The organism is Maribacter polysaccharolyticus (genome assembly GCF_028882255.1).
Classification (GTDB): Bacteria; Bacteroidota; Bacteroidia; order Flavobacteriales; family Flavobacteriaceae; genus Maribacter_A; species Maribacter_A polysaccharolyticus.
Genome location: NZ_JARBUY010000003.1, coordinates 168,152 through 189,219 on the forward strand (window position 1 = coordinate 168,152; position 21,068 = coordinate 189,219).

General features: G+C 42.5%; 23 protein-coding genes and 1 pseudogene. 17 read left to right on the forward strand and 7 right to left on the reverse strand.

Annotated features, from left to right (window positions below; all coding sequences use genetic code 11):
- Nucleotide 1 precedes the first annotated feature (1 nt).
- From PHU20_RS10325 to PHU20_RS10395, 15 genes and pseudogenes are all read left to right on the forward strand, one after another.
- Nucleotides 2–439, forward strand: coding sequence for a bactofilin family protein (locus PHU20_RS10325; protein WP_274825293.1), 438 nt, complete (start codon nt 2–4; stop codon nt 437–439).
- A complete protein-coding gene (locus tag PHU20_RS10330; protein ID WP_274825294.1) occupies nt 417–647 on the forward strand; it encodes an AtpZ/AtpI family protein in 231 nt (76 codons plus the stop codon). Before PHU20_RS10325 ends, PHU20_RS10330 begins: the two co-directional genes overlap by 23 nt.
- The gene (locus PHU20_RS10335) at nt 647–1,042 is read left to right on the forward strand and encodes a DUF6168 family protein (protein ID WP_274825295.1); all 396 of its coding nucleotides are present in this window, start codon (nt 647–649) and stop codon (nt 1,040–1,042) included. Before PHU20_RS10330 ends, PHU20_RS10335 begins: the two co-directional genes overlap by 1 nt.
- A gap of 114 nt (nt 1,043–1,156) precedes the next feature.
- A complete protein-coding gene (gene atpB / locus PHU20_RS10340; protein ID WP_274825296.1) occupies nt 1,157–2,287 on the forward strand; it encodes a F0F1 ATP synthase subunit A in 1,131 nt (376 codons plus the stop codon).
- A gap of 63 nt (nt 2,288–2,350) precedes the next feature.
- Nucleotides 2,351–2,542, forward strand: a complete 192-nt coding sequence (gene atpE / locus PHU20_RS10345) for an ATP synthase F0 subunit C (RefSeq protein WP_109648393.1) — start codon at nt 2,351–2,353, stop codon at nt 2,540–2,542.
- A gap of 85 nt (nt 2,543–2,627) precedes the next feature.
- Nucleotides 2,628–3,128 (forward strand): F0F1 ATP synthase subunit B, encoded by a 501-nt coding sequence (locus PHU20_RS10350; RefSeq protein ID WP_274825297.1) that lies wholly within the window; start codon nt 2,628–2,630, stop codon nt 3,126–3,128.
- Nucleotides 3,129–3,134: 6 nt separating this feature from the next.
- Nucleotides 3,135–3,674 (forward strand): ATP synthase F1 subunit delta, encoded by a 540-nt coding sequence (gene atpH / locus PHU20_RS10355; protein WP_274825298.1) that lies wholly within the window; start codon nt 3,135–3,137, stop codon nt 3,672–3,674.
- A gap of 46 nt (nt 3,675–3,720) precedes the next feature.
- On the forward strand, nt 3,721–5,301 hold the full coding sequence (atpA, locus tag PHU20_RS10360; RefSeq protein WP_274825299.1) for a F0F1 ATP synthase subunit alpha: 1,581 nt from the start codon (nt 3,721–3,723) through the stop codon (nt 5,299–5,301).
- Between the two features lie 59 nt (nt 5,302–5,360).
- Complete coding sequence (gene atpG / locus PHU20_RS10365) at nt 5,361–6,221, forward strand: ATP synthase F1 subunit gamma (protein WP_274825300.1); 861 nt, start codon at nt 5,361–5,363, stop codon at nt 6,219–6,221.
- A gap of 161 nt (nt 6,222–6,382) precedes the next feature.
- Nucleotides 6,383–7,843, forward strand: a complete 1,461-nt coding sequence (locus tag PHU20_RS10370; RefSeq protein WP_274825301.1) for a lipopolysaccharide biosynthesis protein — start codon at nt 6,383–6,385, stop codon at nt 7,841–7,843.
- A complete protein-coding gene (gene dut, locus PHU20_RS10375; protein WP_274825302.1) occupies nt 7,840–8,274 on the forward strand; it encodes a dUTP diphosphatase in 435 nt (144 codons plus the stop codon). Before PHU20_RS10370 ends, dut begins: the two co-directional genes overlap by 4 nt.
- Nucleotides 8,275–8,417: 143 nt before the next feature.
- The gene (locus PHU20_RS10380; RefSeq protein ID WP_274825303.1) at nt 8,418–9,347 is read left to right on the forward strand and encodes a tetratricopeptide repeat protein; all 930 of its coding nucleotides are present in this window, start codon (nt 8,418–8,420) and stop codon (nt 9,345–9,347) included.
- A gap of 3 nt (nt 9,348–9,350) precedes the next feature.
- Entirely contained in the window at nt 9,351–10,136 is a 786-nt protein-coding gene (gene lolB1, locus PHU20_RS10385) for a lipoprotein insertase outer membrane protein LolB1 (protein WP_274825304.1), read from the forward strand.
- Nucleotides 10,126–11,370, forward strand: a complete 1,245-nt coding sequence (locus PHU20_RS10390) for a murein hydrolase activator EnvC family protein (protein WP_274825305.1) — start codon at nt 10,126–10,128, stop codon at nt 11,368–11,370. Before lolB1 ends, PHU20_RS10390 begins: the two co-directional genes overlap by 11 nt.
- Before the next feature lie 83 nt (nt 11,371–11,453).
- Nucleotides 11,454–12,225: pseudogene (locus tag PHU20_RS10395) on the forward strand (aldo/keto reductase).
- Here PHU20_RS10395 and PHU20_RS10400 read toward each other — a convergent pair.
- Nucleotides 12,222–12,743: an acyl-CoA thioesterase gene (locus PHU20_RS10400; RefSeq protein ID WP_274825306.1), complete on the reverse strand. Its 522-nt coding sequence runs from the start codon at nt 12,741–12,743 to the stop codon at nt 12,222–12,224. The pseudogene PHU20_RS10395 and the gene PHU20_RS10400 sit on opposite strands and share 4 nt — an antisense overlap.
- Nucleotides 12,744–12,801: 58 nt before the next feature.
- A complete protein-coding gene (locus PHU20_RS10405; RefSeq protein ID WP_274825307.1) occupies nt 12,802–13,752 on the reverse strand; it encodes an HU domain-containing protein in 951 nt (316 codons plus the stop codon).
- Between the two features lie 104 nt (nt 13,753–13,856).
- Between PHU20_RS10405 and dprA the strand changes: the two genes are divergently transcribed.
- Nucleotides 13,857–14,960, forward strand: coding sequence for a DNA-processing protein DprA (gene dprA / locus PHU20_RS10410; RefSeq protein WP_274825308.1), 1,104 nt, complete (start codon nt 13,857–13,859; stop codon nt 14,958–14,960).
- A gap of 254 nt (nt 14,961–15,214) precedes the next feature.
- Here the strand turns inward: dprA and trpS are convergent, their stop codons facing one another.
- Entirely contained in the window at nt 15,215–16,183 is a 969-nt protein-coding gene (gene trpS / locus PHU20_RS10415) for a tryptophan--tRNA ligase (protein ID WP_274825309.1), read from the reverse strand.
- Nucleotides 16,184–16,256: 73 nt separating this feature from the next.
- Between trpS and PHU20_RS10420 the strand changes: the two genes are divergently transcribed.
- Nucleotides 16,257–17,024: a lysophospholipid acyltransferase family protein gene (locus tag PHU20_RS10420; protein ID WP_274825310.1), complete on the forward strand. Its 768-nt coding sequence runs from the start codon at nt 16,257–16,259 to the stop codon at nt 17,022–17,024.
- A 51-nt stretch (nt 17,025–17,075) separates the two neighbouring features.
- Here the strand turns inward: PHU20_RS10420 and PHU20_RS10425 are convergent, their stop codons facing one another.
- From PHU20_RS10425 to recA, 4 genes are all read right to left on the reverse strand, one after another.
- The gene (locus tag PHU20_RS10425) at nt 17,076–18,605 is read right to left on the reverse strand and encodes an outer membrane beta-barrel protein (protein ID WP_274825311.1); all 1,530 of its coding nucleotides are present in this window, start codon (nt 18,603–18,605) and stop codon (nt 17,076–17,078) included.
- Nucleotides 18,606–18,665: 60 nt separating this feature from the next.
- Complete coding sequence (locus PHU20_RS10430) at nt 18,666–19,232, reverse strand: RNA polymerase sigma factor (protein WP_274825312.1); 567 nt, start codon at nt 19,230–19,232, stop codon at nt 18,666–18,668.
- 24 nt (nt 19,233–19,256) lie between these two features.
- The gene (locus PHU20_RS10435; protein ID WP_274825313.1) at nt 19,257–19,676 is read right to left on the reverse strand and encodes a hypothetical protein; all 420 of its coding nucleotides are present in this window, start codon (nt 19,674–19,676) and stop codon (nt 19,257–19,259) included.
- 156 nt (nt 19,677–19,832) lie between these two features.
- Entirely contained in the window at nt 19,833–20,837 is a 1,005-nt protein-coding gene (recA, locus tag PHU20_RS10440) for a recombinase RecA (protein ID WP_274825314.1), read from the reverse strand.
- Nucleotides 20,838–21,068: the final 231 nt, after the last annotated feature.

Below are 21,068 nucleotides of genomic sequence, written 5' to 3' on the forward strand. Positions count from 1 at the left end.
CATGTTTTCAGACAAACAAAAACCTAGAGCTATGAATGAAATAGGTGGACAGCCGAACAGAATTGAAAAGAACACTAAGATCAAGGGGGATATCGTCTCCGAAGCCGATTTCCGAATCGACGGTAAACTTGACGGGAATGTAAAGACCTCAGGTAAGGTGGTCATCGGAAAGGATGGCTATATTCACGGAAAGGTAGAGTGCGTGAATGCGGATATAGAAGGTAGTTTCAACGGGGAACTTTTGGTTTCCGATCTATTGACACTAAAGTCATCAGCTGTAATCGAAGGAACGGTTTCAGTGACAAAGTTAGCCGTGGAGCCCGGTGCCACATTTAATGCATCCTGTACCATGAAAGGTAGGGGAGGGGCGACGAAAGGTTCCGGACCTGGCGGCCTTAAAGGATCTGTAAGCGGCAATGAACAAGCAAAAGCCTCCTAATAACAGGAACAATCTAAGGAATATAGCAATGCTTTCGGGTATTGCCTTTGAGATGGGTGCTATCATTTATTTAGCGGCCAAAGGGGGAATATGGCTCGATGAACACTATAATACCGAAAAAAGGATATTCACGGCAATTGCCACGATTCTCGGTGTGGCCATTGCAATATGGGTGGTATTGCAGCAGCTAAAACGAATAAAATATTGATGTCGAAAATCAACCCGATAATCCAGTTTCTTGCCGTTGTGGTTTTTGCTTTGGGGGTGATTTTCCTTGTCCACATTTCGATACTGGCGAATTCGGGACTTCCGAAGTACGATAACCTTATCGTATTGTCTTATGTGGTAAATTGCCTATTGGCCGCTTCCATCTTTATTCCCATCTATATGTTTAGAAGGAAAATAAAGCATCAGATCGGATTTCTTTTTATGGGCGGTAGCTTCCTGAAATTCCTTTTTTTCTTTCTTTTGTTTTATCCTTCGTATAAGTCCGATGGGGAAATGGGCCGATTGGAATTCGCTGCTTTTTTTGTCCCTTATGCGGTCTCATTGTGTGTCGAAACGATATTTACCGCACAAATTTTAAAAAAATGGATTCATTAGAACATTCTCATTTAGAGCGCCTATCCCTTTAAATAAACTCAAAAATGCTTTTTTCTTTTTGCGAGAATAACTTACATTTGCAGCGATTTTTAGTGACCGATACCTTAAAGTGATATGCGAAAACCATTTTTATTGAAATTTCTTTTGGCTGCTGTTCTTCTTCTGGGAAACACTGCTTTTGCTAGTGATAGCGATGTTGAAGAAGGCAAGGATAAAAAAACCGAGATAAAGGAATTCATAGAACATCACCTTCAGGATTCCCATTATTTCAATCTTTATGGAACCACCGATGAGCATGGGAAAGTGCATCATGTAGGTTTTCCATTGCCCGTAATTTTATGGGATAATGGGTTACAGGTGTTTTCATCCGCTGAATTCCATCATGGGGAGGAAGTTGCCGAGATAAATGGCAACCATTACAGACTATATCACAATAAAATTTATAAAACAGACGCTGAGGGTACCATCACTTATGATGAAGACCATCACCCTGCCAATGTAAGGCCCTTGGATTTCTCCATTACCAAAAGTGTGGTAATGATGTTGGTGACTGGGCTGTTATTGCTTTGGCTTTTCAGTAGTCTTGCCAAAAGCTACGCAAAGAACAATAGCATACCTACGGGAATAGGTCGTTTCTTTGAGCCTATAGTGCTTTATATCCGTGATGATATCGCTATTGCGAATATCGGGGAGAAGAAATATAAAAGATACATGCCTTTCCTTTTAACGATATTCTTCTTTATCTGGTTTTTGAACATGTTCGGTCTTACGCCGTTGGGTGTAAACGTAACCGGGAATATCGCAGTAACGACTGCCTTGGCCGTAATCGTATTCTTGATCACCAATTTTACGGGAACCAAGGATTATTGGAAACATATTTTCGATCCACTTGGCGACGGTATGCCATGGTATGGTAAGATCATTATTTATATTATCTTGGTCCCCATTGAAATTTTAGGTTTGTTCATTAAACCTTTTGCGTTATTGATTCGTTTGTATGCGAACATGACGGCGGGTCACGTGGTTTTGATGAGTTTGGTCGGATTGATATTTATTTTCAAAAGTTGGGTCGGAGGTCCGTTATCGTTTGGCCTTTCATTTGCGATATCACTTATTGAGGTGTTGGTAGCGCTTTTACAAGCATATATCTTCACAATGTTGGCCGCCTTGTATTTTGGCTTCGCTTCCGAGGAACACGATCATGATCATGGTCATGACGAGGAGGCTGAATTGGCGCATTTATAAAATTTTTTATGGCCTGAATGATTAGGCTACAGGATTGAATGTTTAATTTTTAATATATATTTTATGGAAATTCCAAGTGTAGTAGGTGCAGGTTTAGCGGTTATCGGTGCTGGTATCGGTATCGGAATGATCGGTGGAAAAGCAATGGAAGCTATTGCTCGTCAGCCTGAGGCTTACGGTAAAATTCAAACAGCGATGTTGATTGCAGCGGCGCTTATTGAAGGAATTGGTTTTGCCGCTATTTTCGCGGGATAAGCCAAACAAAAAAACGAACGGCTATGACGGTTGGTCATAGCTTTTCGTTATTGTTTATAATCATAGAATAGAATAACAAGACTACATGGAAAAATTAGTAAATGACTTTTCGTTCGGCCTTTTCTTTTGGCAGATCATATTGTTCGTGCTATTGCTTTTATTGCTTCGCAAGTTCGCATGGAAACCCATTTTGAATGCCGTAAACGATAGGGAAGAAGGCATCAAGGATGCGCTGGCCGCTGCCGAGAACGCTAAAAAGGAAATGCAGAATGTTACCGCCGACAGTGAAAAATTGTTGAAGGAAGCCCGTGCGGAGCGTGAAGCAATGTTGAAGGAAGCCCGCGAAATCAAAGATAAGATGATTGCGGAATCCAAAGATCAGGCTAAGGCCGAAGGGGATAAAATGATAAAGCAAGCCCAAGCTGCCATCGAAAGCGAGAAAAAAGCAGCGGTTGCCGATATTAAGAACCAAGTAGCGGAACTTTCCGTTGATATCGCTGAAAAAATCATCAAAGAACAATTGGCTAACAAAGACAAGCAACTGAAGTTGGTCGATGATATGTTGGGTGATATTAAATTGAATTAATCAGGAATGAAGGATACAAGAGCCGCCATACGATACGCAAAGGCAATTTTGGATATTGCTGTAGACAACAAAGCAACCCTTGCTGTTGAAAACGATATGCGGGCTGTGGTCACAACCATTTCTGACAGTAAGGAGTTAAAAGACATGTTGGCTAGCCCGATTGTCAAGTCCGAGGATAAGAAGAAAGCATTGAATAGTATTTTCAAAGGTGTTCATGCCATTTCCGAAGGGATGATAAAGCTTTTGGTAGACAATAAGCGAATCGGGATGTTGAATGAGGTTGCTTTGAAATATATCATTCTGAACGAGCAATTAAAGGGTCAGGATGTGGCCGTGGTTACGACTGCAGTGCCTTTGACCAAGGCGCTTGAAAAAAAGGTATTGGTACAGGTAGCCCAATTAACGGGCAATGAAGTAACCGTTGAGAATAAAATCGATGAAAGTATCATCGGAGGTTTTATCCTTAGGGTGGGCGATTTACAATTCGACGCCAGTGTGGCCAATAAGTTGAGTAATTTAAAAAGAGAATTTACAAATAGTCTATAATATATATTAAGGCTCAAGAGAAGTCTAAACTTTATATCTAAAACAAATGGCAGGAGTAAAAGCCGCTGAGGTATCAGCAATTTTAAAACAGCAATTATCAGGATTTGAAGCAACCGCTACTTTGGATGAAGTAGGTACCGTATTGCAAGTAGGTGATGGTATTGCAAGGGTGTATGGATTGTCAAATGCCCAATATGGTGAATTGGTTGAGTTCGAAGGAGGCCTTGAAGGTATCGTTTTGAACTTGGAAGAGGATAATGTCGGTGTTGTACTTTTAGGCCATTCAAAAGAAATTGTTGAAGGTGCCACTGTAAAACGTACCCAACGTATCGCATCAATCAATGTGGGCGAAGGTATAGTTGGCCGAGTGGTCAACACCTTGGGAGCTCCTATAGACGGTAAAGGACCTATCGCGGGTGAGGTATACGAAATGCCATTGGAGCGTAAAGCCCCAGGGGTAATTTTCCGTCAGCCGGTAAATGAGCCGTTGCAAACAGGGATCAAAGCGATAGATGCCATGATCCCAGTAGGTCGTGGACAAAGGGAGTTGGTGATCGGTGACCGTCAGACCGGTAAAACAACGGTTTGTATCGATACCATCCTAAACCAGAAAGAATTTTATGATGCAGGTAATCCTGTATATTGTATCTATGTGGCCATTGGTCAAAAAGCGTCGAACGTTGCGGCCATAGCCAAGGTACTGGAAGATAAAGGCGCTTTGGCCTACACTACGATTGTAGCGGCCAATGCTTCTGACCCTGCACCTATGCAGGTATATGCACCATTTGCAGGTGCTGCGATCGGAGAATATTTCAGGGATACGGGTAGACCGGCATTGATCATATATGATGATTTATCAAAACAGGCGGTAGCTTACCGTGAGATTTCATTGCTATTAAGACGTCCACCTGGACGTGAGGCCTATCCTGGGGATGTTTTCTATTTGCATTCGAGATTATTGGAGCGTGCCGCCAAGGTTATTGCCGATGATGATATCGCAAAGGATATGAACGATTTACCGGATGTCTTAAAGCCAATGGTAAAAGGTGGTGGATCTTTAACGGCTTTGCCTATTATTGAAACACAGGCAGGTGACGTATCGGCTTATATTCCAACCAACGTTATTTCCATTACCGATGGTCAGATATTCTTGGAGCAGGATTTGTTCAACCAAGGTGTACGTCCTGCGATTAACGTAGGTATTTCGGTATCAAGGGTAGGGGGTAACGCCCAGGTAAAATCGATGAAGAAAGTAGCCGGTACCTTGAAATTGGATCAGGCCCAGTTTAGGGAATTGGAAGCTTTTGCCAAGTTCGGTTCCGATTTGGATGCCGCAACCTTGAACGTTATCGAAAAAGGACGTCGTAATGTGGAAATCTTGAAGCAAGCACAAAACGATCCATTTACCGTTGAAGACCAGATTGCGATTATCTATGCAGGTTCCAAAAACTTGTTACGTGATGTTCCTGTTGAAAAGGTTAAGGAGTTTGAAAATGACTTCATTCAGTTCATGAATGCAAAACACAGGGATGTATTGGATTTGCTAAAAGCCGGTAAATTAACCGATGAGGTTACCGATACATTAACGGCAGTTTGTAAAGATCTAACAGGTAAATACAGAAGTTAGTTAAGGATTTTAGTGACGGATAATAAAAATTCATAACGCATCAATCACAACTTATATAAATGGCCAACTTAAAGGAAATACGTAACAGGATAACATCGGTGTCATCAACGATGCAGATTACCAGTGCCATGAAAATGGTTTCTGCTGCAAAATTGAAGAAGGCTCAGGACGCAATTACCGCCATGAGGCCATATGCAGATAAACTTACTGAGCTTTTACAGGGCTTAAGTGGAAGCTTGGATGCTGATTCTGGCAGTACATATGCCGATAATAGGCCTGTCAATAAGGTTTTGGTAGTTGCCATAACCTCCAATCGTGGTTTGTGTGGGGCCTTTAATACCAATATCTTAAAACAGACTATTTTTTTGATGGAAGATACCTTCAAAGGAAAACAAGTCGATTTTATGGCCATTGGAAAGAAAGGCAATGATATATTGGGCAAAAATAACACCGTTATGGCAAACCATAGCGATGTCTTTGATGATTTGACTTTTGAGAATGTTGCCGTTATTGCCGAGGAATTGATGGATTTGTTTGATAACGGATCTTATGACCGCATTGAATTGGTCTACAATAAATTCAAGAACGCCGCAACGCAATTGGTTACCACCGAACAGTTTTTACCGATAGTTCCCGCCGATGGGGACCAAAGTTCAAGTGCCGATTATATTTTCGAACCTTCGAAAGTCGATATCGTTGAACAATTGATTCCAAAGTCGCTTAAAACACAGCTTTATAAAGCCGTACGGGATTCCTTTGCCAGTGAGCACGGGGCGCGTATGACCGCAATGCACAAGGCAACCGATAATGCCACGGAATTGAGGGATCAGTTGAAACTGACCTACAATCAAGCCAGACAAGCCGCCATTACCAATGAAATCCTAGAGATTGTCGGTGGTGCGGAGGCATTGAACAATTAGGAAACATGGAAACCATACTTTGGGTTTTGCTTTAAAGTTGAAATGAAATATATATCGAAAACCTCGCATTTAGCGGGGTTTTCTAATTTTTTGAACCAATTGGAGCCCACCTTTGTAGCTTTGGTTTAAATACTTATTTTTAAACTATAATTATTCTTTGGTTGAACCTTTTTAAAAAACTTTTTAAACAAACGGCCATTTATGGCTTGGCAACTGTTTTACCACGGATGCTTTCTTTTTTGTTGTTACCTTTCCATACCGATATCTTGGCTACGGCCGATTATGGCCAATTATCGGTTATTTATGCATGGTTTGCGATATTCAATGTTTTTTTGGCCTATGGTATGGAGACGGCATTCTTCCGTTTTTACAACGGTTCAGGGGATAGGACTACCGTGGTTTCCACTTCACTGGTTTCATTAATGATCAGCACATTGGCCTTTATGGTGCTGGGGTTGTCCTTAAAAAATCAGATCGCCGGTGTCTCAGGGTATAATCCGGACTATTTGGGATATGCGATCTTTATCTTGACCTTGGATGCATTGGTGATCGTTCCTTTTGCTTGGTTGCGCGCCAACGAAAAACCCATGCGTTATGCCATCGTTAAAATATTGAATGTGGCCATTAATCTGGGACTGAACGTATTTTTCCTCTATTTCCTGCCAAAGTTGGCGTTATCCCATCCGGAAGGACTCTTTAGCGGCATTTACAGGGAGGATTTCCAAATTTCCTACATCTTCATCGCGAATCTGATAGCAAGCGCCGTAACCCTCTTATTGATGCTGAAATTATATCTGAAGACACGGTTTGTTTTGGATAGGGTGCTATGGAAAAAAATGATCAAATACGCTTTACCCGTATTGGTGGCCGGGGTCGCTTTTACCGTTAATGAGGTTTTTGATCGTATTTTATTGGAAACCTTACTGCCGGCCGATATTGCCGATAGTGAGGTAGGGATGTATTCTGCCTGCTATAAATTGGCGTTGTTCATGACCTTGTTCGCCACCGCCTTTAGGTTGGGGATCGAACCTTTCTTTTTCAGTCACTCGAAAACCGAAAACCCTCAAAAAGCATATGCCCAGATCACGAATTACTTTGTCATATTGGGGAGTATCATATTATTGGGGGTCGTTGTTTTCGCCGATATCCTTAAAATACTGTTCGTTAGGGACCCTAAATATTGGGAAGCCATGGACATCGTACCCATGATAATCCTGGCCAGTTTTTTCCTGGGGATCTACCATAACCTATCGGTTTGGTACAAAGTGACCGATAGGACAAAGTTTGGGGCTTATATTTCTTTGATCGGTGCGATTTTGACCATCATCATCAACCTTGTTTTCATCCCTTATTTCGGATATATGGCTTCGGCCGTGGCCACCATGACCGCTTATGGCTGTATGATGGTGTTATCCTTTATCTTTGGCAGAATGTATTATCCCATCCCATACAATTTCAGGAAAATAACCTTCTACCTCTTGATCTCGATTGTACTTTCCGGATTGTCGTTCTATGTTTTCGATCGCAATTTATTTTTCGGAATTCCCTTATTGATCCTGTTCTTGGGATTGGTCTATAAGCTCGAAATTGATAACCTAAAAAAAATATTCTTAAAAAAATGAAGATAAAAATCATTAATAAATCGGACCATCCGCTTCCCCATTACGAAACCTTGGCTTCGGCGGGCATGGATCTTAGGGCGAATAGTACGGAGGCAATAACATTACAACCTTTGGAACGTACCATCGTCAAAACAGGATTGTTTATTGAGCTGCCCATAGGGTATGAGGCCCAAGTACGTCCACGCAGTGGGCTGGCGGCCAAAAAAGGGATCACGGTACTCAATGCACCCGGAACCGTGGATGCGGACTATCGGGGTGAGATAGGGGTTATATTGGTCAATTTGTCCAATGAACCATTTACCGTGGAAAATGGGGAGCGTATTGCACAACTGGTCATTGCAAGGCATGAGCGTGCAGAATGGATCGAAGTGGAGGAATTGACGGATACCACCAGGGGTGCCGGTGGTTTTGGGAGTACGGGCACCAAATAAGGGCTATCGGCATTTTTCAATGTTGAACCAGCTATGTTCCATAGACCTTTAAGTGTGTTTTAACATAAAAGCCTAAAACTCTGGAATACTTATTGATAAATTTATCCCGGATTGCCTTCAATAAAAATAAAAAGGGTTTTTAAATGAAATTTCCATATTTACTTTTCATGGTTGCTGTAATGGCTTTTTCCATTGGAGGAAGGGCCCAGCAACGGGATATGGATATCGAAAACAGTTCGGAGGTCTTTTTAGAGGAATATTCGGATACCTTTCAAGAGAATTTTTTTGAAGCTTTAAAACAAAAAGGGATTGAGAATTACGACAAGGCCATTAACCTGCTGCTGGAGTGTAAATTGATTGACGCGGACAATGCGGTCGTGGACCATGAATTGGCTAAGGTCTATTTGATAGAAAAGCAATATGCCGCAGCCCAGGATTATGCCATAGCGGCCTTGTTATCGGACCCCGAAAACTATTGGTTCCTGAACACCTTGGTGTCTGCCGTTCGGATGCAAGGAAGTTCTTTGGATCAGATGGATATCGGTATTCCGATGGAAAACAGCAAACTTCAAGAAAATTTAGCCGTCATTTACTTTAAAGAAAGGGAATATGAAAAGAGCTTGATCGTGCTTTCAGGAATCAAAACATCGGAATTCACCGAACGTCTTAAAGGGAAGATCAAAGACTCTTTGAAGGGAAATGAGGAAAGGACCACTAAGAAAAAAGAAGTAATCGTAACGGAAGAACCGACGGACGACCCCATAGCCGCAATTAAGGTCGAATTGGGGGATCTAATGGCCAGGAAAGATTATGTTGGTCTGGCCAAACGAAGTGAAGAGGCTTTGGAAAATTTCCCGGCACAACCTTATTTTTATTATATCAATGGGTTGGCATTGAATAAAATGGGCAAACATGAAGAGGCCATCGAGGTTTTGGAAGGGGCTTTGGATTATATGTTGGATGATGTCCCTTTACAGAACAATATTTATCAGGAATTGGTCAATGCGCATACGGGCTTGAATAATTCTTCAAAAGCAAATATGTATCTTCGTATGATAAAACCGGGGTTTTAGACTATGGCAACTTTAATGAGATGGACACGAATCAGTGTCTTTATACTTATATTATTTTCCTGTAAATCCAAGAAGCTGGTCACCGATGGCGCGGTAATGGAAAATATGTCGGCTAAGGCCATTATACGGACACATTATCAAAACCAGATCAAGTTCAAGACCTTGAGCGGTAGAATTAAAATCGGTTTTTTTGATGGGGAGTCCACCAAGAGCGTTACCGTAAGCCTTCGAATGGAAAAAGACAAGACCATTTGGATCAGTGCGCCCTTTGGCGTCGTAAAGGCTTACATTACCCCAAATAGGGTGTCTTTTTACAACAAACTCGACAACGAGTATTTTGATGGGGATTTTTCATACCTGAGCAATCTGTTGGGTACTGAACTAGATTTCGACAAAGTGCAGAATTTACTATTGGGACAGGCCTTGTTCGATTTACGGAAAGACAAATATGAAGTATCGCTTTCGGAAACCGATTATATCCTAAAGCCCAAAAAACCGATGGACCTGTTCAAGACGAGTTTTATGGTCGAACCCGATAATTTTATGATGGCAGCCCAGCAATTGTCCCAACCATCCAAAAAACGGGTGTTGGATATCACGTACAAAAATTATCAAAAAACCAACAATAGGATATTGCCGAACGAGATTTTCATTACCGCGATCGATGGGAATGGGAAAAATACGATCGATATTGATTACAGAAGTGTTGAGTTTAATAAGGATTTGAATTTTCCGTATAAAATACCAAATGGTTTTAAAAAAATAGCATTAAAGGCCGATGCTTTGTAAACGCTTGCTCTTCATTCCCTTACTCGTGTTTTCGACATTCCTGTCGGTACGGGTTTCCCATGCCCAAACGAACGAACAAAAGGCGCTTGAAATCAAACGGGAACAACTTCAGAAGGAAATAAATGAAATAAACCGGTTGCTATTTGCCGAAAAGAAAGAAAAAGGCAATGTCTTGGATCAAATGGAAGCCTTGGATCAAAAAATAAACGTACGCCAACAATTGATCCGGGTCACCAATCAACAATCCAATTTATTGAATCGACAGATCAATGCCAATATCCGTAATATTTCCAAGTTGCGCGAAGATCTTGGGCAACTAAAGGACGAATATGCGACGATGATCCGAAAGTCGTATCAAAACAGATCACAACAGGGCAGGTTGATGTTCCTGTTATCATCCGAGAATTTTTTCCAGGCCTTCAAGCGGTTGCAATATTTAAAGCAATATACCGAATATCGAAAGGAGCAAGGGGAAAAGATCATGGCAAAAACGGAGGAGCTTACCCGATTGAACGTTGACCTGACCGACCAGCGTAAAGAGAAAGACCAGTTGATTGCGGTAAACAATAAGGCTAGGGAAGAATTGATGAAAGAGATGAAATCCCAAAAAGCGTTATTGGGGAGCATTCGAAAAAATGAAAGCAAATACGCCCAAGCCATAGAAAGCAAAAAACGTGAAGCCCGTAAAATAGACCAACAGATCGAAAGGTTGATACGGAGTGCCATTGCGGCATCAAATAAAGAAGCGACCAAGGGTAGGACCGCTACCAAGACAACAACCAATAAATTCGTACTTACGCCTGAAGCCAAATTAGTGGCGAACAACTTTTCGGCAAATAAAGGGAAACTTATCTGGCCCGTTGAAAAGGGTATCAAGAGTCAGGGTTTCGGTATTTACAAGGATCCCGTATATCCCGGGATCAAACATCAAAGCAATGGGGTGATCATCGCTACGGATGAGGGCGCTACGGCCCGGGCCATATTTGAAGGGGAAGTCATTGCCATCCTTTCGGTACCCGGGGGAAATAAAGGGGTACAGATCAAGCACGGAAACTTTATCAGTACCTATTATAACTTGTCGGATCTGTATGTGAAAAAAGGGGATAAAGTGGGTATTAAAACAGAATTGGGCAAGATATATACCAATCGGTCTAATGGTCAGACCCGCTTAAAATTCTATTTGTACCAAGATACCTCACGATTGAACCCGGAAGAATGGGTATATCAACTTTAAATACTGACAGGAAAGATCCATTAAAGGAAATTACCGATCTACAAGGAACTTTCGAATTGCATAATGGCGTTCAAATGCCCTATATGGGATTGGGGGTGTATTTGTCCAAAGAGGGTCAGGAAGTCATCAATGCGGTCCAATGGGCGATTGAGGCAGGATATAGGCACATTGATACCGCAGCGATCTACGGGAATGAAGAAGGGGTAGGTATGGGTATACAGCAAAGCGTAATCGACCGTAAAGACCTTTTCGTGGTCAGTAAGGTGGAATGCCGACCAAGGCTATGAACGTACGTTGGAGGCCTTTAATGAAAGCCTAGAGCGATTACGAATGGACTATTTGGACCTTTATCCGATCCATTGGCCGGTCAAGGGCAAGTACAAGGATACATGGCGGGCCTTGGAACATTTGTACCGTGAAAGGAAAGTAAGGGCGATTGGGGTCAGTAATTTTTTGAAACATCATTTGGAAGATATATTGCAATCGGCAGAAATCGTACCCATGGTGAATCAAATGGAGTTCCATCCCCATTTGGTGCAACAAGAACTGATCGATTATTGCAACGAACACCACATTCAGTATGAAGCATGGTCTCCCATGATGCAGGGAAAGATATTCGAATTGGATTTCATTAAGGATATCGCAGATAAATACGGAAAATCACCGGCCCAAATCGTGTTGCGATGGGATCTTCAAAAAGGCGTAGTGACCATACCAAAATCGTCCAAAAAGGATCGTATCATAGCCAATACCGATATTTTTGATTTTGAATTGTCGGCAGAAGATATGCGGTATTTGGACGGTCTTGAAAATGGACAAAGATTCGGTCCCGATTCCGATAGCTTCGATTTTTAATCCTTGTTTTTTAGAAAAAGCGCCTTAAGTTCAGTCGCTTCACTGGGTTTCATTCTTTTGGCCAAGACCAAACTCAATTGTTTACGACGTAAGGCTCCTTCGAACCGTTCCTTTTCCAATTCGGTTTCTGGTACCAAGGGAGGTACTTTGGTAGGTACGCCCGAATCATCTACGGCGACAAACGTATATATGGCCTCATTGGCTTTAGAGCGTTCCCTATTTTGGCGATCTTCCATCCAAACATCGATATACACTTCCATAGAGGTATTAAAAGCCCTTGAAACGGTTGCTTCTACCGTAACAACACTACCCAATGGTACAGGATGGTTAAAGGCCACATGGTTTACAGAGGCCGTTACGGTTATTCGTCTACTGTGACGGCGGGCGGCGATACTGGCCGCTCTATCCATACGGGCCAAAAGTTCGCCCCCAAAGAGATTGTTTAACGGGTTGGACTCGCTAGGGAGGACCATATCGGTCATTATCGTACGTGAATCACTTGGACTTTTTGGCTGCATAGTTATTTATAGAAAGATTTTACCCCTTGAAAAGGGAGTTTTAAGTGTGATGGGCGAACTACCGTACTGAAAGTAACCACGCATCCTTGGATTGGGTGCTTTTTATGGTTCTTAGGTTTTTCAGTGCTTCATCCACATCGGTATAGCTACTAAAGGTCACCATATGGAGTCCGTGGTCATTCGTCCCAAGATATGTGGCGTTATATCCACGTCTTTTCAATTCGTTTATTTTTTTGTCCGCATTCACTTTGAACCTAAAGGCACCGGCGACGATATGGTGCATCGCCACCTCGGGTTTTTTGGTCGCTACCTTAAGGCTTAAAGTAGGTAACTCCAAGGGTGCCGTATCGAAAAAAGTGGCTTCCTGAATACTTTGTGAAACCTTTTCCTGGGCCTTTTCCACCACCAATTGCTGTTGGTCAAGATTCCCCATGTAGAAACGATACCCGGTTAACCCTGTTGAAAGGGCCAAAAGTAGGATGGCGGCATATTTCATATAAGGTCTCCAAGACGAGGCATTTCTTCGTTCGGGAGTTATGATGAAAGGGACTTTTTCCTCAATACCAACAACTTCCTGTTTCAGTATTTCCCTGGTAATTTCACTGGAAACAAAAGAAGACAGCCCAAAAGAAGAGGTCAAATGGTTTACTTCATAAGAAGGTTGGAATAAAATCCGTCCTTCTTTGTTCATTTTAAGATCCCCGATATTCTCCAATGATAAACGGTCCCCTTGATCCAGTCGATGTTTCCACTGTGCGATCTGTTCCGTTACCTGGGGCAACATTTCCTCATAGGAACACTTTTCCACTTCCGCCATATAGGAAACCAAAAGTCCGTCATTGGAAGACAATTGCTTATTGAAAGACAGCGATTTCGAAGGGGGATAAAAAGAATTGGTCTGTTTGTTGAGGGTGGCCGGTTTGGTTTGGGATAAAAAAGCACCTAGGCCAGGCACAACAACGCAGTTGTATCGATAGAGTAAATCGGATATGTAATGTTCTAATACCATTGCAACAAAGATTATAAAAATTATAAAGGTTCAATAGCTTCAGGGGCACTTTTTATTAACATAATATTTTTGGTAAATTGTGGATAACCTAATACAAAATATAAATGACTTCAAATGAATTGATTGCGGTACTAAGACTCCAAAGGGTGCCCAATATCGGTGATGTTACGGCAAAAAAACTGATTTCCCATTGTGGTGGCCCAAGCGCTGTTTTCGACGATAAATCACGCGACCTCTTAAAGATCGATGGTATTGGCACCAGAACCCTAATGGGGCTTTATGATGCGGAACACTTGGAAGCGGCCGAAAAGGAATTGGAATATATCCGTGAGCACGATATCGCTTACCTTTATTATACCGATAAAGGGTATCCCGGTTATTTAAAGCATTGTATCGATAGTCCGTTGATCTTATTCAAAAAGGGAAATATCGATCTTGAAGATCGCAAGATCATCAGCATCGTCGGTACCAGGAACATTACAAGTTACGGTAAGCGTTTTTGCGAAAAATTGATTGAGGACCTGGCGCCTTTAGACCCGGTAATCGTTAGCGGATTTGCCTATGGGGTCGATATTTGTGCTCAAAAGACCGCTATGGACCAAGGGTTGCAGACCATCGGTTGTTTGGCCCATGGGTTAAACCGGATTTATCCGAAAGTACATGAAAAATATGCCAGGGACGTCGAAAGAAACGGTGGATTCCTGACCGAATTCTGGAGTTCCAGCAATCCGGACCGGGAAAACTTCTTAAAACGCAACCGGATAATCGCAGGGATGAGTCAAGCGACCGTTGTGGTCGAATCTGCGGAAAAGGGAGGGAGTTTGGTTACGGCCGATATCGCACATAGTTATGATCGGGAGGTGTTCGCCGTACCGGGTAGGGCCCAGGATAAGTATAGTGCTGGCTGTAATAATTTAATCAAACAGCAAAAGGCTCATATGGTTACCTCCGCTGCCGATATCGTTTATTTGTTGAACTGGGAGCTGGAACAAAAACCGACCAAGCCGATGCAGCAAGAATTGTTCGTTGAATTGAACGAAGAGGAAAAATCCATCTATGCCTATCTACAGCAAGGAGGCAAACAGTTACTCGATACCATTGCTCTTGATTGTCAAATCCCGATTTTCAAAGTATCGTCTACCTTGCTGAACATGGAAATGAAGGGATTGGTAAGGCCGTTGCCCGGAAAGCTTTTCGAAGCCGTTTAAAATGACACTTGAAAGTCGTTTCCGAAATGGCAAGGACACGCAATTTACAAACCGGATGGTTTGTTCATCGGTCCTTGGGGTGTGACCTGATCATCAAATATGCACTTTATCGAACAATTGCAATCTGAAATCGGACAGCTGGCCCCATTGTTTTACCATCCATACCTTTAAGACCGACCCGGCGGTTTGTTTGGTTGGATTTTCCCAACAAGGTGAACAAGCTATCTGTATGCTAAAAACGCAGGAGTACGAATTCAATACCCAAGCTTGGTACGAACGCGTAACAATACCTCATCGGCCACTTTTCCGGCTTTTTCAGCACCAAGTTCCAAGGCCTTGTCCACTTCATGAAGGTTGGCCATGTAATAAGCATATTTTTCACGTACTTCGCCAAAACGCTCCAATATGACCTCATACAAGGCCTGCTTGGCATGGCCATAACCGTAGTTGCCACCAAGGTAATTGGCCCGCATTTCCGCTATTTGGTCTTCTGAAGCGATAAGTTTATAGAGGGCAAAGACGTTATCGGTATCCGGATTTTTCGGATCCTCCATAGGCGTACTATCCGTTTGTATGCCCATGATCTGCTTGCGCAGTTTTTTGTCCGTTTGGAATAAATTGATGAGGTTGCCACGACTTTTACTCATTTTTTCACCATCGGTACCCGGTATGATTTGGATATTTTCCTGTGTTTTGGCCTCCGGGATAACAAAAGTTTCCCCCAATTTGGAATGAAATCGGGAAGCTACATCCCGGGTAATTTCCAAATGTTGCAATTGATCTTTTCCGACCGGAACGTAATTGGCATCATAGAGCAAGATATCGGCAGCCATCAGCATCGGATAGGTGAATAACCCGGCATTGACGTCTTCAAGTCGCCCAGCCTTATCCTTGAACGAATGGGCAAGGGTCAATCGTTGATACGGAAAAAAACAGCTTAGGTACCACGAAAGCTCCGTGGTTTGTGTCACATCGCTCTGACGGTAAAAAACGGTTTTATTTATATCGAGACCACAGGCAAGCCATGTGGCGGCAACGGCATAGGTATTGTTCCTCAATTCCTCCCCATTTTTTATTTGGGTAAGGGAGTGCATGTCCGCAATAAATAGGAAAGATTCATTTTTGGGATCTTGGGCCATATTTATCGCCGGAAGTATTGCGCCCATGATATTTCCGAGGTGAGGCACCCCTGTGCTTTGTACACCTGTCAGTATTCTTGCCATTTGATCATTTTAAAATGAAGCACAAAGGTAAAACAAATCACAAAAAACTGGTTCAATTTGTTACTTTTGATCCATGCATCGTTTCATTAAAAATATCGGACACACCTTCTATCGGATTTGGTTTTATGTTTTGGTGGCCTTGCCGATCGTGGTGTTCCTTCCCTTCTTGTTACTAAGTACCTTGTCTGAGAAATCGTATCCCCAATTTTTTTGGTTGGCCAGAAACTTGTGGGCGCGACCCATACTGTTGGCGATGGGCTGCCCACAAAAGATTTACAGGGAGCAACAATTGGTCCGGGGCAAAAGTTATATGTTGGTGGCCAACCATACCAGTATGCTGGATATTATGTTGATGTTGCGCATAAGTAAAAACCCATTTGTCTTCGTGGGTAAAAAAGAGTTGGTAAAGATCCCGTTATTCGGGTTTTTCTATAAGCGGGTATGTATCATGGTCGATAGGGAGAATAGTCGAAGTAGGACAGGGGTTTACCGCAGGGCACAACGCAGGTTGGATCAAGGGTTGAGTATTTGTATTTTCCCTGAAGGAGGGGTGCCTGATGATGAAAGTATTTTATTGGACGAATTTAAGGACGGTGCCTTTAAAATGGCCATTGCCCATAAAATCCCAGTGGTTCCGATAACGTTTTATGACAATAAAAAACGTTTTTCCTTTACGTTTTTCAGTGGTGGCCCCGGATTGATCAAGGCAAAGGTCCATAGATTTTTTGAAACATCGCACCTAACGGATGCTGATAAAGCCACTTTGCGTGAACAAGTGCGCAATGTCATTTTCGAAGAATTGCAAAAGCCCATGGGCCTTATGGTCACTTCAGAGGCCTAAATATCCTATGCTTATATCCAGGACCCAACCTTTTCGGTTGCGAAAACGTTTTTAAAATCGATAATTCAGCCCACTGTATATCCCAACACTAAATGGGCGGAATTCCCCTGCGGTATTGGAAAAGGTATTCAATTGATATTTGAATATGGGGTCTACACGCAATTGTATTTTCGAGGACATTTTATAATGGAAGCCGAATCCGAAATTGGTACTGAAATTCACCGAATTCAAATTATTGGCCTTCCCCATTTCAGTCGTTAAATCCCCTGAAGACAACGAGACCGAATTGTCTATTAAAAACAGCGAACTCACCCCTCCGATGATATTAACACCGAATTTCCTGTCGATCAAGGCATAATTCAATTCCAAGGGTATTTCCAGGTATCCGAATTGTTGCGCCATTGCACCTGATAGGGATGGGTCCCTGGCCGTGGCATCATAGGCGGTTTTTCCCGTTGGCGGCAGAAGGTTTCCAACGGTACTGACCACCTCAATATTTTGGGAAGCACTGCTGTATTCGATGTTTTCAATTTGTCCGTTGCCAAAGCCTTCCAAACTGGAGGAAAACGCAATATCATTGGTGTTGTAACCATATTCGACCTTGTTTACCCCCGACTTTAGGGATAACTTTTTGCTAATTTCATAGGCGACGGCAATTCCGTAGCTTAGATTAATGTCCCCCGTTTTGGAATTGGGGACAAAGATCATATGTACTGGGGACCCACTTCCTATGGCATCAAAATAAATAGGGGCGATATTTGGCCCGGCAGACCATTTACTTCCTTTGGTTTCGGAAACAACCGCTTCTTTTTCCGCAATTTCCTCATATATTGATTTTTTGGCACGGTCGTTCTTTTCTTGGGGGTGTTCATCCGCTTTGACGATTGCTAAGGTTTTATCATCGGTAATTGTTGTAAGGTCGTTTGTTTTGCCGGCAAGGTTTTCGGATACCTTGGTGACATTTTCCTTGGAAATATCGTGAGCGGCGACTTGTGCGGGCGGGGCCTGTTGGGGCATGTATTTAGGTGGGTCGGTTTGCCCTGTAGCACTTTTTAAAGCATTGTTTTCAACCTCCCTTTTATAACCTGTTATTTGGGTACTTTTGGATTCCTGTAGGTGGGATGGCTGCCGTACTTTGTCGTTTTGCACTAAGGTCCCATGGTTTTCGGTCGTTGCTTGGGAATTGAAAATAACGGTCGGTTTTTTTTCGGATGCCTTTAGATGATCTTTCTTGGTACCGACTTTTTCCCCATTGGGTGCTTCAACGATTTCCGGGGTATTTTGGATCGGCGATGGGTCATTTTCGATGTTCTGCCTCAATGGTTCTTCCTTGCTGTTTTCAACATCGGTTACGGTAGGTTGGGGACCTACAACCGGGGTACTGTACGGTTTAACGAGGTATAAACCGATGGCCAATACGGCGGCAATACCCCCGAGTTTCCACCAAATGGGGATAATCCTACGTTTTTTTTCCTTCATATTCAAAGAGGTCTCGATAGCTTTCCAGACCTTTTCGGTAGGGACGTCTGAAAAATCCGATAACTTCTCTTGGAATAATTCATCCAAGTTCTTTTTGCTCATTTTGCTGTAGGTTTAGCAATGTCCATGTTTTACTTTACTATGGTGATCTCCCTTGGGATCTCACGGATTTTTTCCCAAAACCAACATCAGTATGCCGATAATGGCTTGGGTTTTTTTGTTTTCGATTTTTTCCTTCAGAATCATCCTAGCCCTGGCAAGGTTTGATTTTGAAGTGCCGGGCGATGTGCCCAGCATGGTACTTATTTCCTTGTGTGAGTAACCATCCAAGACATATAAGTTGAAGGTTAGGCGGTATTTGTTCGGTAACTCTTGTATGTACTTCAATAGGGTGTCTAGATCTATATCGGTTTCATTTGTTTCTACTTCGGAAATAATCTCGGTATGCTCATTTACAACCTTTAAATACGCCTCTTTTCGGTATTTCTGTAATACCGTGTTGACCGTGATCCTTTTTATCCAACCTTCAAAAGAGCCTTTGGACCTATATTGTTCGATCTTGTCAAAAATGGTCATAAAACTGTCATGAAGGTTGTCTTCAGCCTCCGTTTTATTGCGCGAATACTTTAGGCATATACCGAAAAGTATATTGGCGTATTGCCTATATAACCGTTCCTGTGCCTTTCTGTCGCCTTTCTTGCATTGGTTTATGAGTTCTTTTTGACTCAAAATATGGTTTGCGTTATTGTCATGTTAATTTACCGGAACATCGAATTCTATGAATTGGGGATCGCCATTGGCATCTTCGCCTTGATAAAACCGAAATAAATACGGTTCGGTATGAACCACGATAAAATCAAACGATTCCTCTACCTCCCTAATGGTTTGCACGCATGCGTCCTGGTCGGTTCTTCGTGAGCCAATGGCGACCAATTCCCTGGTGGTCAGCGCTTCCTTGGTCACATCAAAACCTTCAAAATAAGTGCATCCATCGGGTAATGCAAAAGTCACGTTTATTCGATAGGTTTCATCAAGTTCAAATGACTCCGGCATGTCTACATCCACTATTCGCAAAGACACAAAGTGAAAATTCTGCTCATCACCATCAATATCACATGAATTAAAAACGAGTGCTACCGCAAGGGCACAGAGTACCACGAATGTCCTTTCCATAAACTAACAATTTATAATATTGCTAAGATGAAATTATTAGTCTAGGGTTGCGTTTACAGTCGTTAAGGTACAAGAAATGTTGCTTAGCCCCGAATATTCGGATAAAAAAAAGGGGCACCTAAGGTGCCCCTTTTGATAATTCTATGGCTCGTATGTTTATTTAACGGCTTTTATCGCTTCACGGATTTTAACGTCTAGTTCTTCATACAATTCGGGATTATCGTTTAAAAGTGCTTTTACGGCATCCCTTCCTTGGCCAAGTTTGGTGTCTCCATAACTGAACCAAGAACCACTTTTCTTTATGATCTCATATTCTACCCCAAGGTCGATGATCTCACCTATTTTGGAAATACCAACACCGTACATGATATCGAATTCCGCCAATCTAAAAGGTGGGGCCACTTTGTTTTTTACGATCTTGACGCGTGTCTTGTTCCCCTGTACACTACCGTCGGTATCCTTGATCTGGGTGGATCTTCGAATATCCAATCGTACGGAAGCGTAGAATTTCAATGCATTACCCCCTGTGGTCGTTTCCGGGTTTCCGAACATGACGCCGATTTTTTCCCTTAACTGGTTAATGAAGATAACGGTACAGTTGGTCTTGCTGATCGAGCCGGTCAATTTTCTAAGGGCCTGGGACATTAAACGGGCATGTAATCCCATCTTGGAATCCCCCATTTCCCCTTCGATCTCACTTTTGGGGGTCAATGCGGCCACCGAATCGATAACTACGATATCAATGGCTCCGGAACGGATCAGATTATCGGCGATTTCAAGGGCCTGCTCCCCATTGTCCGGTTGCGATATGATCAAATTGTCTATATCAATACCCAACTTTTCACCATAAAAACGATCAAAGGCATGTTCTGCGTCAATAAAGGCGGCAATACCTCCATTTTTCTGTGCTTCTGCAATGGCATGTAAGGTCAAGGTGGTTTTACCTGAAGATTCAGGGCCATATATTTCAATGATCCTACCACGAGGGTATCCTCCTACGCCGAGGGCAATATCCAACCCCAAAGACCCTGAGGGAATCACTTCAACATCCTCAACGACACTATCGCCCATTTTCATAACGGCGCCTTTGCCATAGGTCTTATCCAACTTATCCAAGGTTAGCTTTAATGCTTTTAATTTTGCTTCTTTTTCAGAACTCATCTTTTATTTTTATTAGGAACGCTAATTTACCATTTCTTTTGGCATATTTCCATCACACCGGATTATTTTATACACAAGGAGGCTGTACCTCACCTATTTGAAAACGCAACCATTGGGAAGAAGTCGCATCTGTTTTATAAAGTGCATATACTAACTCAATATATGAGCCATTGGTATGGTACCATGGCAACGGTGGTCAATTCCTTTTTTACAAGTTGGGATAACTTATGA

Excerpts from the sequence above, each read along its gene's own strand:
- PHU20_RS10330 (WP_274825294.1), top strand. The coding sequence starts at position 417 with ATGAACAAGCAAAAGCCTCCTAATAACAGGAACAATCTAAGGAATATA.
- atpH (WP_274825298.1), top strand. The coding sequence starts at position 3,135 with ATGAAGGATACAAGAGCCGCCATACGATACGCAAAGGCAATTTTGGAT.
- dut (WP_274825302.1), top strand. The coding sequence starts at position 7,840 with ATGAAGATAAAAATCATTAATAAATCGGACCATCCGCTTCCCCATTAC.
- PHU20_RS10380 (WP_274825303.1), top strand. The coding sequence starts at position 8,418 with ATGAAATTTCCATATTTACTTTTCATGGTTGCTGTAATGGCTTTTTCC.
- PHU20_RS10420 (WP_274825310.1), top strand. The coding sequence starts at position 16,257 with ATGCATCGTTTCATTAAAAATATCGGACACACCTTCTATCGGATTTGG.
- PHU20_RS10390 (WP_274825305.1), top strand. The coding sequence starts at position 10,126 with ATGCTTTGTAAACGCTTGCTCTTCATTCCCTTACTCGTGTTTTCGACA.
- PHU20_RS10335 (WP_274825295.1), top strand. The coding sequence starts at position 647 with ATGTCGAAAATCAACCCGATAATCCAGTTTCTTGCCGTTGTGGTTTTT.
- PHU20_RS10400 (WP_274825306.1), bottom strand. The coding sequence starts at position 12,743 with ATGCAGCCAAAAAGTCCAAGTGATTCACGTACGATAATGACCGATATG.
- atpA (WP_274825299.1), top strand. The coding sequence starts at position 3,721 with ATGGCAGGAGTAAAAGCCGCTGAGGTATCAGCAATTTTAAAACAGCAA.
- PHU20_RS10350 (WP_274825297.1), top strand. The coding sequence starts at position 2,628 with ATGGAAAAATTAGTAAATGACTTTTCGTTCGGCCTTTTCTTTTGGCAG.
- atpG (WP_274825300.1), top strand. The coding sequence starts at position 5,361 with ATGGCCAACTTAAAGGAAATACGTAACAGGATAACATCGGTGTCATCA.
- atpB (WP_274825296.1), top strand. The coding sequence starts at position 1,157 with ATGCGAAAACCATTTTTATTGAAATTTCTTTTGGCTGCTGTTCTTCTT.
- PHU20_RS10435 (WP_274825313.1), bottom strand. The coding sequence starts at position 19,676 with ATGGAAAGGACATTCGTGGTACTCTGTGCCCTTGCGGTAGCACTCGTT.
- PHU20_RS10325 (WP_274825293.1), top strand. The coding sequence starts at position 2 with ATGTTTTCAGACAAACAAAAACCTAGAGCTATGAATGAAATAGGTGGA.
- dprA (WP_274825308.1), top strand. The coding sequence starts at position 13,857 with ATGACTTCAAATGAATTGATTGCGGTACTAAGACTCCAAAGGGTGCCC.
- PHU20_RS10425 (WP_274825311.1), bottom strand. The coding sequence starts at position 18,605 with ATGAGCAAAAAGAACTTGGATGAATTATTCCAAGAGAAGTTATCGGAT.
- lolB1 (WP_274825304.1), top strand. The coding sequence starts at position 9,351 with ATGGCAACTTTAATGAGATGGACACGAATCAGTGTCTTTATACTTATA.
- PHU20_RS10405 (WP_274825307.1), bottom strand. The coding sequence starts at position 13,752 with ATGGTATTAGAACATTACATATCCGATTTACTCTATCGATACAACTGC.
- trpS (WP_274825309.1), bottom strand. The coding sequence starts at position 16,183 with ATGGCAAGAATACTGACAGGTGTACAAAGCACAGGGGTGCCTCACCTC.
- atpE (WP_109648393.1), top strand. The coding sequence starts at position 2,351 with ATGGAAATTCCAAGTGTAGTAGGTGCAGGTTTAGCGGTTATCGGTGCT.
- recA (WP_274825314.1), bottom strand. The coding sequence starts at position 20,837 with ATGAGTTCTGAAAAAGAAGCAAAATTAAAAGCATTAAAGCTAACCTTG.